We start from the raw sequence: 12,991 nt of genomic DNA, 5'->3' as shown, positions 1-12,991 counted from the left end.
AAATCCATCATTTGGGTGAACTGTGAATGCTTGTGTGTGGCGTGCCGGAAGTTGCGGCATGGTCAGAAAATAGGCTGGCACGCCATCGGCGGGGCCCTGGGCTTGAGGGAGTGCTGCGATGACCACTTCGGACTCCGTTCGAACGTGTCCCTTCCGACATGACGAGGCCCTGGAGCCCGATCCGTTCATGACCCGGATGCGCACCGAAGCGCCCGTCACCCGCGTCCTCATGCCGTACGGCGAGGGCGACTGCTGGCTCGTCACGCGCTACGCGGACGTCCAGACGGTGACGTCGGACAAGCGCTTCAGCCGCGCCGCGCTGATCGGCCGGGACTTCCCGCGGATCACCCCCGCGCCCATCGCCCAGTCCGAGGCGATCAATCTCATGGACCCGCCCGCGCTCAACCGGGTCCGCAAGCTGATCATCAAGGCCTTCACCACCCCGAAGGTCGAGGCCCTGCGCCCCTGGACGCAGCGCACCACCGACGCCCTGCTGGACGAGATGGCCGCGCACGGCTCGCCGGCCGACGTGGCCGAGCACCTGGCCGGCCGCATCCCGCTGATGACGATCAGCGAGCTGCTGGACGTCCCCGAGGCGGACCGCCCGCAACTGCGCCGCTGGGCCATGGCGATGATGTCCATGAGCGCCGCCGACAGGGAGTCCGCGGCGGAGGCCAAGGCCGGGCTGCGCGGCTATTTCGACGAGCTGACCGCCGAGCGGCGCCGGAATCCGGGCGAGGACCTGATCAGCGCGCTCGCCACCGCCCGCATCGGCGACGAGGCGCTGGAGCCGGCCGAGTTGTCGGTACTGGCCATGCTGCTGGTCGTCACCGGCCACGACACCACCACGTACGACATCAGCAACATCGTCTACACCCTGCTGACGTACCCGGAGCACCTGGCCCAGCTGCGTGCCCGTCCCGACCTGCTGCCGCGGGCCATCGAGGAGCTGCTGCGCTACATCCCCTTCCGCCAGGGGGTCGGCATCCCCCGGGTGGCCCTGGAGGACGTCGACTTCGACGGCGTCACCGTGAAGGCCGGAGACACGGTCCACGTGTCGTACCTGACGGCCAACCGCGACGAGCTCGCCTACGACCGCCCGGACGACCTCGACTTCGAGCGCGCCGAACCGCTGCCCCACATGGCGTTCGGGTACGGCAGCCACCACTGCCTCGGGTCCCATCTGGCCCGCATGGTGCTCCAGGTCTCCATCGGTTCCCTGCTCCACCGATTCCCTGAACTGCGGCTCGCCGTACCGGTGGAGGAGGTGCGGTGGAACACCAACTCGATCTGGCGCTATCCGCTCACCCTGCCGGTCGCCTGGTAAGGAGTGCGTCATGGCAACTCTGTGCAGACCGGCCATCGCGGTCCCCGAGCACATCATCACCAGGGAGCAGACCCTGGAGCTCGCCCGCACCCTGCACGCCGACCATCCTCAGCTACCGCTCGCGCTGCGCCTGATCGCCAACACGGGTGTGGAGACCCGCCATCTGGTGCAGCCCATCGAGGACACCCTCAAGCACCCCGGCTTCACCGCCCGCAACGCCCGCTACGAGGCCGAGGCCAAGGCGCGCGTCCCCGAGGTGATCCTCCGGGCGCTGGACCACGCCGAACTCACCGCCCGCGACATCGACATGATCGCCTATGTCTCGTGCACGGGCTTCATGATGCCGTCGATGACCGCCTGGCTCATCAACACGATGGACTTCCGGCCCGAGACCCGGCAGTTGCCGATCGCCCAGCTCGGCTGTGCCGCGGGCGGCGCGGCGCTCAACCGCGCCCATGACTTCTGCAACGCCTACCCCGGGGCGAACGTGCTGATCGTGGCCTGTGAGTTCTGCTCGCTCTGCTATCAGCCCACCGACCTCGGCGTCGGCAACCTCCTCTCCAACGGCCTCTTCGGCGACGCCATCGCCTGCGCCGTGGTGCGCGGCGAGGGCGGCGTCGGGGTCCGGCTGGAGCAGAACGGCTCGCACCTGGTGCCCGACACCGAGGAGTGGATCTCGTACGGCATCCGGGACACCGGATTCCACTTCATGCTGGACAAGCGGGTGCCCGGCACGATGGCCATGCTCGCCCCGGCCATGCGCGCCATGGCCGAGCCTCACGACTGGGACGTCTCCGGGCTGGACTTCTACATCATCCACGCCGGCGGCCCCCGGATCCTGGACGACCTGTGCAAGTACCTGGACCTGCCACCGGAGATGTTCCGCTACAGCAGGGCCACGCTCACCGAGCGCGGCAACATCGCCAGCGCGGTCATCTTCGACGCGCTGGAGCGGCTGTTCCTGGACGGCGGAGCCGACCACGCGGCGCGCGGCGTCATCGCCGGCTTCGGGCCGGGCATCACGGCCGAGATCGCGCTGGGCACCTGGACCGAGCCCGGCAGGGCCGCCGGCCGCGGGGGCCTGCGGCCGGTGGGGCTGCCGGTCTGACGGAAAAGCGCGGACCACCGTAAGGGTGGCCCGCGCTTCATCTGCCGGGAGTGCCTAGAGGTCGAACTCCGCCGGGTCGATGCCCACCGCGAAGCACGCCTCGCGGACCACGGCCTGCTCCGTCTTGTCGAAGTCGCCGTCGGCGCCGCCGATCACAATGCCGATCTGAATGACCGCACGCGCCTCGGTGGGCTTCTTCTGCACCTTGCCGATGGTCTGAAGAATGCTGACCTTGCCGAAGTCGAAATCCGTCGACAGCTTCTGGCAGTAGTCGTTGAACCGCGCCTGAAGGTCGTCGGCGGGGAAGTTCTGGAGCACGTCGTTGGTGGCGATCAGCGAGGCCACGCGCCGCCGCTCCGAAGCGTCGATCGAACCGTCAGCGGCGGCCACCAGTGCGCACATTGCCATGCTCGCGTCACGGAATGCGCCGCTCTTCAGGTCGTTCTTCTTCGCCACCAGCTGACCCTGCATCGTCACCGCGGAGTCCTTGAGCCGGTCCCAGAGCGCCATCTGTGTATCTCCTCGTCAATCAGGGGTGCACAGACAGAACTGTTCCGAGCGGTAAAGAAGTTCCCAAAGGGGCAAAAAGGCGGCGGCGGACTTTCAGGAGCGGGTGGGGGAGGGGGTGTACGTGCGGTGCCCGGTGTACGTGCGGTGGGCGGTGTGCGTGCGGTACTTGGCGTACGCGCGGTGCGGGCCGTGCGGTCCGTGCCGGCTCAGGTGCGCAACTGCTCCAGGTGGAGCGGACGGATCTTGCCCTCCAATATCGCGCCCAGACCGACCACGGCGCACACGTCCGGGTTCTCCGCTATGCGGACCGTCATCCCCGTGGCGTCCGCGATCATGCGGTCCAGGCCCGGCAGCACCGCGCTGCCGCCCGCGAGCATCACCCCGCGCTCCACCAGGTCCGCCACCAGGTCCGGCTGGCAGGCGCGCAGCACCCGCCCGATCGCGTCGATCACCCCGGTCAGCGGCGTCTGGATGGCCTCGCGGACCTGGGCGGTGCTCACCATGACCGTACGGGACAGCCCGGTGGCCACGTCGCGGCCGCGGACCTCCGCGCCCTCCTCCACCGGATCCGCCGACAGCGCCAGGTGCAGCGGGTGCAGGCCCTGCGTCGGCAGCATCAGCTCGTGCCGGCTGCGCAGGTGCTGGACCACCGCGTAGTCGATGGCGTCCCCGCCGACCAGCACCTTCTCCGCCGCCACGATCGCGCCCAGGGACAACACCGCCACCTGCGTGGACGCCGCCCCGCACACCACGATCATCGTCGCCTCGGGCTGCTCCACGGGCAGCCCGCAGCCGACGGCCGCCGCGACGAGGGTGTCGACGAGCTCGACGCGCCGCGCGCCCAGCCCCGTCAGGGTCTCGATGGCCGCGCGCTGGGCGATCGGCTCGGCGTCGTGCGGCAGGCAGACGGCCGCGCGCAGCAGCGGCCCGCGCCGCCAGGCCCGGCGGATCTTGTGATGGACGAGGAAGCGCAGCATGCGCTGGGCCATCTCGATGTCGACGACGGTGCCGCCGGAGATGGGGCGTACGACCTGGATGTGGTGGGGTGTCCGGCCCGCCATGCCCTGGGCCATGGCACCGACCGCGATCAGGGAGCCCGTGCGGGTGTTGACGGCCGCGATGCTGGGTTCGTCCACGATCAGCCCGGTGTCCCTGACGTAGACGCGGGTCCGCGCGGCCCCGAGGTCGACGGCGACGGTGCAACGGCGCAGCTGGTCAAGACTGTAGGACAGCACGACGGGTCCTCCCCAGGGGGCCGGCGGAACGGGCCGTCCGGGTGTCGACGACCCACCGGCAATCCTGCGCGGCCCGGCGTGTCGCTGCCCGCTGAACTGGGCCGCATGGGGGAGGGGCAGTGACGTGCCGTCAGCGCGAGTCGGCGCGCGCCCGGCCGGGGGGCGTCCGCCGGGGTGGGCCGGGGCGCTCAGCCCTTGGCGTCGGCGTAGCACTCCACGACGGCCGTGGTGAAGGGGAAGCGGGCCGGGACATCGCCGAAGCAGACCAGGCCGGCGCGCTCGGAGGCGGTGCGGACGGCCGCGGTCACGACGGGCGCCTCCTCCTCCGGGCAGTGCACGATGACCTCGTCGTGCTGGAAGAAGACCAGCTCGGCGCGGAGGCCGGCGAGCTCCTGGCGCAGCGCGGCGAGCATCGCCAGCGCCCAGTCGGCGGCGCTGCCCTGGACGACGAAATTGCGGGTGAAGCGGCCCCGGGCGCGGCTCGCGGCGCCGCCGCCGTGGGCCCGCGGGTCGTCCGTGGTGTCCTCCTCCTGGGGGATGCCCGCCTCGTCGGGCGTCGCGGTGGAGGCGGGCGGGCAGGTGCGGCCGAGCCAGGTCCGGACGAGCCGGCCCTCCTCGCCCGCGCGGGCCGCCTCGTCGACCAGGGCGACGGCGGCGGGGAAGCGGCGCCGCAGGTCGGCGAGGTTCTTCAGGCCGTCGCCGGACGTCTGGCCGTAGACCGCGCCGAGCAGCGCGAGCTTGGCCTGCTCGCGGTCGCCCGAGAAGGCGCGGTCGGACAGGCTGGTGTAGAGGTCGCGGTCGTCGGCGGCGACCTCCATCAGGCCGGGGTCCCGGGAGACGGCGGCGAGGATCCGCGGCTCCATCTGGTCGGCGTCGGCGACGACGAGCCGCCACCCGGGGTCGGCGACGACCGCGCGCCGGACCACCCGGGGGATCTGGAGGGCGCCGCCGCCGTTGGTGGTCCAGCGGCCGGTGACCGAGCCGGCCGGGACGAACCCGGGGCGGAACCGCCCGTCCCGCACCCAGGTCTGGAGCCAGGACCAGCCGTGCGCGGTGTGCAGGCGGTACAGCTTCTTGTAGCGCAGCAGGGGCTCCACGGCCGGGTGGTCGAGCCGCTCCAGCTCCCAGGCGCGGGTGGAGGAGATCCGGATGCCCTGCCGGGCGAAGGCCTTGACGATGTCGGTCGCCAGATCGGGCCGGACGCGGACGTCCCCGCCGAAGGCCCGCGACACCTCCTCGGCCAGCTCCGTCAGCCGCCGGGGCTCCAGGCCGCCCGGATAGCGCTCGCCGAGCAGCTCCGTGAGCAGCTCGTGGTGCAGGTCGGCCCGCCAGGGCAGGCCCGCGCGGTTCATCTCGGCCGCGACCAGGGTGCCCGCCGACTCCAGCGCCATCAGCAGCCGCATCCGGCCCGGGTGCTCGGTGGCGTCCGCGCGGGCGAGCTGCCCGGCGTGCACCGCGACCAGGGCCTCCAGCGGGTCGGTGCCGGCCGGGAGCGGCACCGGGCCGGGCTCGAACAGCGACGGCTGGCCCCCGGCCGCCCGCGCGGGCGGATCGGCGGGCACGGCCAGGCCGTGCAGCCGCGCCCAGGCCGCCGCGAGCGACCGGGACTGGCCCGACTGGCCCTCGGCGTGGCCCATGAGCAGCGCCTCGGCGGCCTCCACGTCATGACAGCGGTCGACCCGGACGCCGGCCGCGAGCAGCCGGGGATACGCCTCCGCGGTGGACCGCCACACCCACCGCTCGGCCTCCGGCCGGGACCGCACGGCCTCGGCCAGGCCGGCCGCGGACTCCACCGGGCCGGCCGGTGCTCCCGAGGGGTCGACGGGGCGGAGACGGACACCCCCGTCGCCCGTCTCCGCCACCGCCCACCTCATGTCCGTGAGTCTGCCAGCGGGGTCTGACAACGGGCCCTGACCTCGGCTTCCGCCGCGCGCGGTGCCGCCGTCCGGCCTAGGGTGAAAGGTATGAGCGAGCCGACCGGCCGCCCGGCCTGGCAGGTCACCGCCGACGTCGAGGGCCGGCCCACGGACCGTGCCTGCGCCCACCTGGGCGAGGCACGCGAGGTGGCGCCGAGCACGACGGAGGGCTGTGAGGACTGCCTGCGCACCGGCGGCACCTGGGTCCATCTGCGCGAGTGCCTGACCTGCGGGCACATCGGCTGCTGCGACAGTTCGCCGAACCGGCACGCGGCGGGGCACGCGCGTGCGGAGCCCGGGCACGATCTCGCGCGGTCGTTCGAGCCCGGGGAGGACTGGGCTTGGTGTTACGCGGATCAGTTGCTGCTGCTGCCGACGCGGTAGGGGTGGGCGGGGGTGGGGGTTCTCCCCTACCCCCCTTCCCGTAACCGGGGGCTGCGCCCCCGGGCCCCCCTTTTCCGCGCTGCCGCGCGGTGTCCTCAAACGCCGGACGGGCTGAGACGCGGTGTCCTCGAACGCCGGACCGGCCGAGACGGGGGCCCACAAACGCCGGACGGGCTCGATCCGCCGAGGTCGCCCTCATCCGAAGGGCCGGGGCGGCCAGCGCAGAGCCCGTCCGGCGCCTCGGCGGCTACCAGCTGGACTTGCGCACCCCCGGCAGGTACCCCGCGTGGGCCTGTTCGCGGAGGTTGACCCGGGACAGCCCGAAGGAGCGGAAGTAGCCGCGTGGGCGGCCGTCCACCGCGTCCCGGTTGCGGATCCGGGTCGCGCTCGCGTCACGCGGCTGGCGCCGCAGCTCGCGCTGGGCGGCCAGGCGCTCCTCCTCCGGTGCCCGCTGATCGCGGACGACCGCCTTCAGCAGGGCGCGGCGGGCCGCGTAGCGGGCGACCGTCAGCCGCCGCTGCTCGTTCTTCGCGATCTTGCTCTTCTTCGCCATCAGACCTTCCCCCCTCGGGCACGGATGCGGGCCACGGCCGCCTCGACGCCGATCGTGTCGACCGTCTTGATCCCCTTCGCGCTCAGCGTCAGCCGCACATGGCGGCCCTCGCTCGCGAGCCAGTAGCGCTTGCGCTGGATGTTGGGGTCGAAGCGGCGGGAGGTGCGCCGGTGGGAGTGGGAGATGGTGTTGCCGAAGCCGGGCTTGCGGCCGGTGAGTTGACAGTGGGCGGACATGGTCAGACCTCCGGATCGGGGGCGGCCCTCACGAGCCTAATGAAAATGGAAACCATTTCTGTATAGTAGCCCCCATGGCCCGCAACGAGCTACGCCCCGTCATCAAGCTCCGGTCCACCGCGGGGACCGGCTACACCTACGTCACCCGAAAGAACCGCCGTAACGACCCCGACCGCATGGAACTGCGCAAGTACGACCCGGTCGCCGGCCGTCACGTCACCTTCCGAGAGGAGCGCTGAGCGCCATGCAGCCCGGCATCCACCCGCCCTACGGCCCGGTCGTCTTCCGTGACCGCGCCGCGAACTTCGCCTTCCTCACCCGTTCCACGGCCACCAGCGACAAGACCGTCGAGTGGGAGGACGGCAACACCTACCCGGTCGTCGACGTGGAGATCTCCTCGGCGAGCCATCCCTTCTACACGGGCACGGCCCGCGTCCTGGACACCGCCGGCCGGGTCGAGCGCTTCGAGCGCCGCTACGGCGGCCGCGGGACCCGCTGATGTCGTCCGGCCCGCTGTCCGTGGTGCTGGTGGGTGGTCTGCACGCGGACGCCCGCCGCGCCACGGTCGACCGGCTGCTGCACACCGTGCCGGGCAGCGTCGCCCTCCACCACGACCTGGCGACCGCCGCCGCCGGAACGGTTCGCCGGACCGTACGGGACCGCTCGGGCACCCTCGACGAGGGGGAGACGCCGCTGGTCAACGACTGCGCCTGCTGCGCCCTGCGCGAGGACCTGGTGCCCGAGCTGGAGCGGCTCGCCGTCGGCGGCGGGTGCCGGCTCGCCGTCGTCGAGCTGTGGGACTCCGTCGAGCCGAAGGCCATGGCCGAGGTCGTGGCCGCCCACGGCGGCGAGCGCGTACGGCTCACCGGGGTCGTCACGGCCGTGGACCCGGCCCTGGTGCTGCCCGCCCTCGGCTGCGGTGACGACCTCACCGAGGCCGGCCTTCAGGCCGCCGCCACCGACCGGCGGACGGTCGCGGACACCTTCGCCCGTCAGCTGGAGTACGCGAACGTGCTCGCGCTGGTGACGGACACCTCCGCCCCGCGCCCCGGTGCCCCGTCCGACGAGGAGCCCACCGCGTTCGGCACCCCCGTCGAGCCCGCCGACGCCGTCGACTTCGCCCTGCTCGACCAGCTCGTCCCCACCGCCCGCAGGATCCCGGCCGAGTCCGTCGACCTGGCCGCCGCGGCCGTCGCCGGGTTCGACGTGGAGGCGGCCGCCGACCGGCAGCACCCCGCCTGCGCGCTGCTGCCGCAGGAGGCCGACGCGGACGGCGTCACCACGCTCGTATGGAAGGAGCGCCGCCCCTTCCACCCCGGGCGGCTGTACGCGGCGCTGGAGGATCTCACCTGCGCCGCCGCCCGCAGCCGGGGCCGGTTCTGGCTCGCCGACCGGCCGGACACTCTGCTCGCCTGGGACGCGGCCGGCGGCGCCCTGTGCGTCGAGGGCGCCGGGCCCTGGCTGGCCGCCCTGCCGGACGCCGCCTGGGAGATGGAGCCCGCCTCCCGCCGGGTGGCCGCCGCGCTGGACTGGCACCCCGAGCACGGCGACCGGATCCAGCACCTCACCTTCACCTCGCCCGGTCTCGACCGCGAAGGGCTCCGCTCGCTGCTGGAGTCGTGCCTGCTGACCGACGCCGAATACGCGGCGGGCCCGGATGCCTGGCGCCTGCTCTCCACCGCTTTCGACGCACTTCTCGATCCCGTTTCCTGAAAGGACTTCTCCGTGCCCCGCCGCCCCGAACACCGCAAGAACCTCAAGCCCCGCCCGAATCCCCTGGAAACCGCGGGCATCACCTACATCGACTACAAAGACACCGATCTGCTGCGGAAGTTCATTTCGGACCGCGGGAAGATCCGTAGCCGCCGGGTGACCAGGGTCACCGCACAGCAGCAGCGACAGCTGGCGCGTGCGATCAAGAATGCCCGGGAGATGGCGCTCCTGCCGTATTCGGGCAACGGGAAGTAGGCGGGAAGTCTTCCGGTAGCGGCACCGGGAAGTAGTGGTGGGAACACCGAAAGTGCACGTGCATTCGCCCATGCAGAAGCACATGAACGCGGCTATGATCCGGAGTAGTTGTCATCCCCACCATTCGTGCCGGGGTGCCCCCTGCAATGCTCCGGGAGAGTCCTGTGCCTCACGCGTACAACGGCATGGCTGCCGCGGACCTCGACGGCGTCGTCTGGCGGAAGAGCCGGCACTCGAACTCGCAGGGTTCGTGCGTGGAGTTCGCGAAGCTGCCCGGCGGCGGGGTCGCCGTGCGCAATTCCCGTCATCCGGACGGCCCGGCCCTCGTCTACACCCCGGCGGAGATCGAGGCGATGCTGCTGGGCGTCAAGGACGGCGAGTTCGACTACCTGGTGAGCGACTGAGCCACCGGGCGGGAAGCTGAGCATCCTGTTCCGGACGATTTCCGGCGGTGCCGGGGAGTTCCGGACGGACGCGCCGTCAGTCCCGGGCGTCCGGCACCCGGAAGAGCGCCCATACGACCTTGCCGCGCAGCGCCCCGGCCAGCGGGTGCCAGCCCCAGGTGTCGCTGAAGGACTCCACCAGGAACAGCCCCCGCCCGCACTCGGCCCCGGCGTCCGCCTCGCCCGCGACGGGGCTCTCCTCGCTCGGGTCCCGCACGGCGCACACCAGCCGCGACGTCCAGCGCATCAGGTGCAGCCGCACCGGAGGCTCACCGGCCGTGCCTATGGGGTCGGCGGGAAGGGCGTACCGCATGGAGTTGGTGACCAATTCCGAGACCACGAGCGCGACATCGTCGAATAGCCCCGGGAGATCCCACTGCTGAAGCGTGGACCTGGTGAACCGCCGGGCGGTCCGGACCGCCTCGAAGCGGGGAGGAAGTGCACAGGAGGCCGAGTTGGAGACGGCGGAGGGGGCGATCGGTGGCAGCCCTCGCCACAGAGGTGAGAGCACGGTCGATCCTTCGGTACCCATCCGAGGCACTCCTGGCAATCGTGGACGTGACACGCACGTGTGCGTCCCCCATGGTTCCCAATGGAGGGGGCGGATGCAAGGGCAGATGCACGTGCACGTGGGGGTTTTGGGGGCGCACGATCCCGTTAGGGAGTAATTCTTCCTACGCCCTCCTGCGTACGTTGTCCGAACTGCACACGGCTGGGTAATCGGATGCACACTCAACGGAGCCCGAAGATGGCAGACTTCACGGCCGGGGGTAGCGGGGGTCGCCCCGGAAGGGTGCGGAAGCGGCACGACCGGTGCAGGAACCGGAAGAGGAGGAGTCGCAGAGATGGCCACGAGCGAGTCGAGCGGTTCTGTGGTGCGCCGCATACTCCTGGGCTCCCAGCTCAGGAGGCTGAGGGAGTCGCGGGGCATCACCCGCGAGGCGGCCGGCTACTCGATCCGGGCGTCCGAGTCCAAGATCAGCCGCATGGAGCTGGGGCGGGTGAGCTTCAAGGCCCGGGACGTCGAGGACCTGCTCACGCTCTACGGCGTCACGGACGAGCAGGAGCGCGAGGCGCTGCTGGGCCTGGCCCGTGAGGCCAATGTCGCCGGCTGGTGGCACAGCTACGGCGACGTGCTGCCCGGCTGGTTCCAGACCTATGTCGGCCTGGAGGGCGCCGCCTCGCACATCAACATCTACGAGGTGCAGTTCGTGCACGGCCTGCTCCAGACCGAGGGCTACGCCCAGGCCGTCGTGGTGCGCGGCCAGCCCACGGCCGAGGAGGCCGAGGTCGAGCGCCGGGTGTCGCTGCGCATGGAGCGCCAGAAGCTGCTGTTCTCGGAGCGCGCCCCGCATTTCCACGCGGTCCTCGACGAGGCCGCGCTGCACCGCCCGTACGGTGGCCGGGACGTGATGCGCGGGCAGCTGGAGCACCTGATCGACATTTCCGAGCAGGCCAATGTGACGCTCCAGGTGATGCCCTTCGCGCACGGCGGGCACGCGGGGGAGAGCGGCGCCTTCACGATGCTGCGCTTCCCCGAGTTCGACCTCTCCGACGTGGTGTATCTGGAGCAGCTCACCAGCGCGCTGTACCTGGACAAGCCCGACGAGGTCGCGCAGTACGGGAAGGCGATGGAGCGGCTGCACGAGGACAGCCTTCCGCCCGCCGGTTCACGGGACTTGCTGAGGCGCCTTCTTCAACTCGTCTGACACATCAGTACGATGACGTCCCATCAGGAGTCGCATACCGGTTCGGGCGCCATGAGCGCCCCCGTAATCTCCAGGCAGGGATGGCGCATGTCCTACTTCGACGAATTGGCTTTCCAGTACATCGACGGCGAATGGCGGGCCGGCACCGGCTCCTGGGACATCGTGGACTTCAACCCCTACGACGGGGAGAAGCTCGCCTCCATCACCGTGGCCGGGGTGACCGAGATCGACCAGGCGTACCGCGCCGCCGAGCGGGCCCAGCGGGAGTGGGGCGCCACCAGCCCGTACACCCGCCGGCTCGTCTTCGAGCGGGCGCTGCGCGTCGTCGACGACCGGGAGGCGGAGCTGTCCGCCGCGATCACGGCGGAGTGCGGCGGCACGGCCGTCAAGGCGGCCTTCGAGCTGCACCTGGTCCGGGAGTTCCTGCGCGAGGCGCTGCACCTCGCACTGCGGGCCGAGGGCCGCATCCTGCCCTCGCCCGACGACACCAAGGAGAACCGGCTCTACCGGCTGCCGGTCGGGGTCGTGGGCGTGATCAGTCCCTTCAACTTCCCCTTCCTGCTCTCCGTGAAGTCCGTCGCCCCGGCGCTCGCGCTGGGCAACGCCGTCGTCCTCAAGCCCCACCAGAACACGCCGATATGCGGCGGGGGCCTGGTCGCGAAGGTCTTCGAGGAGGCCGGGCTGCCCGCCGGGGTGCTCAACGTCGTCGTCACCGACATCGCGGAGATCGGCGACGCGCTGATCGAGCACCCGGTGCCGAAGGTGATCTCCTTCACCGGCTCCGACAAGGTCGGCCGCCATGTGGCCACCGTCGCCGCGTCCCACTTCAAGCGCGTCATCCTGGAGCTGGGTGGCAACAGCGCCCTGATCGTCCTGGACGACGCCGACATCGACTACGCCGTCGACGCGGCCGTCTTCAGCCGTTTCATCCACCAGGGCCAGGTCTGCATGGCGGCCAACCGGGTGCTGGTGGACCGGTCGGTCGAGCGGGAGTTCACGGAGAAGTTCGTCGCCAAGGTCAGGACGCTCAAGGTCGGCGACCCGGGCGACCCGGCGACCCACATCGGCCCGCTGATCCACGCCGGCCAGGCCGACGCCATCAACGCCCTGGTGGAGCAGACCATCGCCGACGGCGCCACCGCGCTGCTGAGGGGCGGCACGGACGGCACGCTCGTCGAGCCCACGGTGCTGACCGGTCTGCCGGCCGACTCGCCGGTCCTGTGTCAGGAGATCTTCGGCCCGGTCGCCCTGATCGTCCCCTTCGACGGGGAGGAGGAGGCGATCAGGATCGCCAACGCCACGCCGTACGGGCTGAGCGGGGCCGTCCACACCGGGGACGTCGAGCGCGGCGTGCGCGTCGCCAAGCGGATCGAGACCGGCATGATCCACGTCAACGACAGCACCGTGCACGACGAGGCGATCGTGCCGTTCGGCGGTGAGAAGCACTCGGGCGTGGGGCGGCTCAACGGCGAGTCCATGGTCGACGCCTTCACCACCACCAAGTGGATATCCATCCAGCACGGGCGCAGCAGATTCCCCTTCTGATCCCCTCCCCACCCCTGTCGCCCTCGGGCACGCCGGTCCCGGAGGGGGTGCCCGGGG

The 12,991-nt window shown here is 71.5% G+C and carries 16 protein-coding genes; 10 read left to right on the top strand and 6 right to left on the bottom strand.

All coding sequences use genetic code 11. The features are described from left to right. Positions 1 to 118 precede the first annotated feature (118 nt). Both SMD11_RS15090 and SMD11_RS15085 read left to right on the top strand, forming a co-directional pair. Positions 119 to 1,327, top strand: a complete 1,209-nt coding sequence (locus SMD11_RS15090; protein WP_087926963.1) for a cytochrome P450 — start codon at positions 119 to 121, stop codon at positions 1,325 to 1,327. 10 nt (positions 1,328 to 1,337) lie between these two features. Continuing rightward, positions 1,338 to 2,435 carry a type III polyketide synthase gene (locus SMD11_RS15085; RefSeq protein WP_087926962.1) on the top strand — a complete coding sequence of 366 codons (1,098 nt, stop codon included), beginning with the start codon at positions 1,338 to 1,340 and terminating at the stop codon, positions 2,433 to 2,435. A 54-nt stretch (positions 2,436 to 2,489) separates the two neighbouring features. Here SMD11_RS15085 and SMD11_RS15080 read toward each other — a convergent pair whose 3' ends face one another. From SMD11_RS15080 to SMD11_RS15070, 3 genes are all read right to left on the bottom strand, one after another. Continuing rightward, a complete protein-coding gene (locus tag SMD11_RS15080; RefSeq protein ID WP_087926961.1) occupies positions 2,490 to 2,945 on the bottom strand; it encodes a tellurite resistance TerB family protein in 456 nt (151 codons plus the stop codon). A gap of 206 nt (positions 2,946 to 3,151) precedes the next feature. Beyond that, the gene (locus SMD11_RS15075) at positions 3,152 to 4,177 is read right to left on the bottom strand and encodes a rod shape-determining protein (protein ID WP_087930517.1); all 1,026 of its coding nucleotides are present in this window, start codon (positions 4,175 to 4,177) and stop codon (positions 3,152 to 3,154) included. Between the two features lie 191 nt (positions 4,178 to 4,368). After that, positions 4,369 to 6,054, bottom strand: a complete 1,686-nt coding sequence (locus tag SMD11_RS15070; protein ID WP_087926960.1) for a bifunctional 3'-5' exonuclease/DNA polymerase — start codon at positions 6,052 to 6,054, stop codon at positions 4,369 to 4,371. Between the two features lie 90 nt (positions 6,055 to 6,144). Between SMD11_RS15070 and SMD11_RS15065 the strand changes: the two genes are divergently transcribed. Continuing rightward, positions 6,145 to 6,480, top strand: a complete 336-nt coding sequence (locus tag SMD11_RS15065) for a UBP-type zinc finger domain-containing protein (RefSeq protein ID WP_087926959.1) — start codon at positions 6,145 to 6,147, stop codon at positions 6,478 to 6,480. Positions 6,481 to 6,727: 247 nt separating this feature from the next. Here SMD11_RS15065 and rpsN read toward each other — a convergent pair whose 3' ends face one another. Next, positions 6,728 to 7,033 (bottom strand): 30S ribosomal protein S14, encoded by a 306-nt coding sequence (rpsN, locus tag SMD11_RS15060; protein ID WP_087926958.1) that lies wholly within the window; start codon positions 7,031 to 7,033, stop codon positions 6,728 to 6,730. Further along, a complete protein-coding gene (gene rpmB, locus SMD11_RS15055; protein WP_087926957.1) occupies positions 7,033 to 7,269 on the bottom strand; it encodes a 50S ribosomal protein L28 in 237 nt (78 codons plus the stop codon). The genes rpsN and rpmB overlap by 1 nt, the downstream gene beginning before the upstream one ends. A 74-nt stretch (positions 7,270 to 7,343) precedes the next feature. Here rpmB and rpmG point away from each other — a divergent pair, with 74 nt between their 5' ends. The 5 genes from rpmG to SMD11_RS15030 all read left to right on the top strand — a co-directional run bounded on the left by rpmG (position 7,344) and on the right by SMD11_RS15030 (position 9,641). Next, positions 7,344 to 7,508, top strand: a complete 165-nt coding sequence (rpmG, locus tag SMD11_RS15050; RefSeq protein ID WP_087926956.1) for a 50S ribosomal protein L33 — start codon at positions 7,344 to 7,346, stop codon at positions 7,506 to 7,508. A 5-nt stretch (positions 7,509 to 7,513) separates the two neighbouring features. After that, complete coding sequence (locus SMD11_RS15045) at positions 7,514 to 7,768, top strand: type B 50S ribosomal protein L31 (protein ID WP_087926955.1); 255 nt, start codon at positions 7,514 to 7,516, stop codon at positions 7,766 to 7,768. Next, positions 7,768 to 8,982: a CobW family GTP-binding protein gene (locus tag SMD11_RS15040; RefSeq protein WP_087926954.1), complete on the top strand. Its 1,215-nt coding sequence runs from the start codon at positions 7,768 to 7,770 to the stop codon at positions 8,980 to 8,982. Before SMD11_RS15045 ends, SMD11_RS15040 begins: the two co-directional genes overlap by 1 nt. A 12-nt stretch (positions 8,983 to 8,994) precedes the next feature. Continuing rightward, positions 8,995 to 9,237, top strand: a complete 243-nt coding sequence (rpsR, locus tag SMD11_RS15035) for a 30S ribosomal protein S18 (protein WP_087926953.1) — start codon at positions 8,995 to 8,997, stop codon at positions 9,235 to 9,237. A 164-nt stretch (positions 9,238 to 9,401) separates the two neighbouring features. After that, a complete protein-coding gene (locus SMD11_RS15030) occupies positions 9,402 to 9,641 on the top strand; it encodes a DUF397 domain-containing protein (protein ID WP_087926952.1) in 240 nt (79 codons plus the stop codon). 76 nt (positions 9,642 to 9,717) lie between these two features. Here SMD11_RS15030 and SMD11_RS15025 read toward each other — a convergent pair whose 3' ends face one another. Then, a complete protein-coding gene (locus tag SMD11_RS15025) occupies positions 9,718 to 10,212 on the bottom strand; it encodes an ATP-binding protein (protein ID WP_199843883.1) in 495 nt (164 codons plus the stop codon). 313 nt (positions 10,213 to 10,525) lie between these two features. On the opposite strand from SMD11_RS15025, the gene SMD11_RS15020 reads away from it, so the two are divergent. Then, positions 10,526 to 11,389, top strand: a complete 864-nt coding sequence (locus SMD11_RS15020; protein WP_087926951.1) for a helix-turn-helix domain-containing protein — start codon at positions 10,526 to 10,528, stop codon at positions 11,387 to 11,389. 87 nt (positions 11,390 to 11,476) lie between these two features. Continuing rightward, positions 11,477 to 12,934, top strand: coding sequence for an aldehyde dehydrogenase family protein (locus SMD11_RS15015; RefSeq protein WP_087926950.1), 1,458 nt, complete (start codon positions 11,477 to 11,479; stop codon positions 12,932 to 12,934). The last annotated feature ends 57 nt before the right edge of the window (positions 12,935 to 12,991 follow it).

The organism is Streptomyces albireticuli, from assembly GCF_002192455.1.
Classification (GTDB): Bacteria; Actinomycetota; Actinomycetes; order Streptomycetales; family Streptomycetaceae; genus Streptomyces; species Streptomyces albireticuli_B.
The sequence above is the reverse complement of the archived record's forward strand: the minus strand, read 5'-3'. Positions and strand labels throughout refer to the sequence as shown.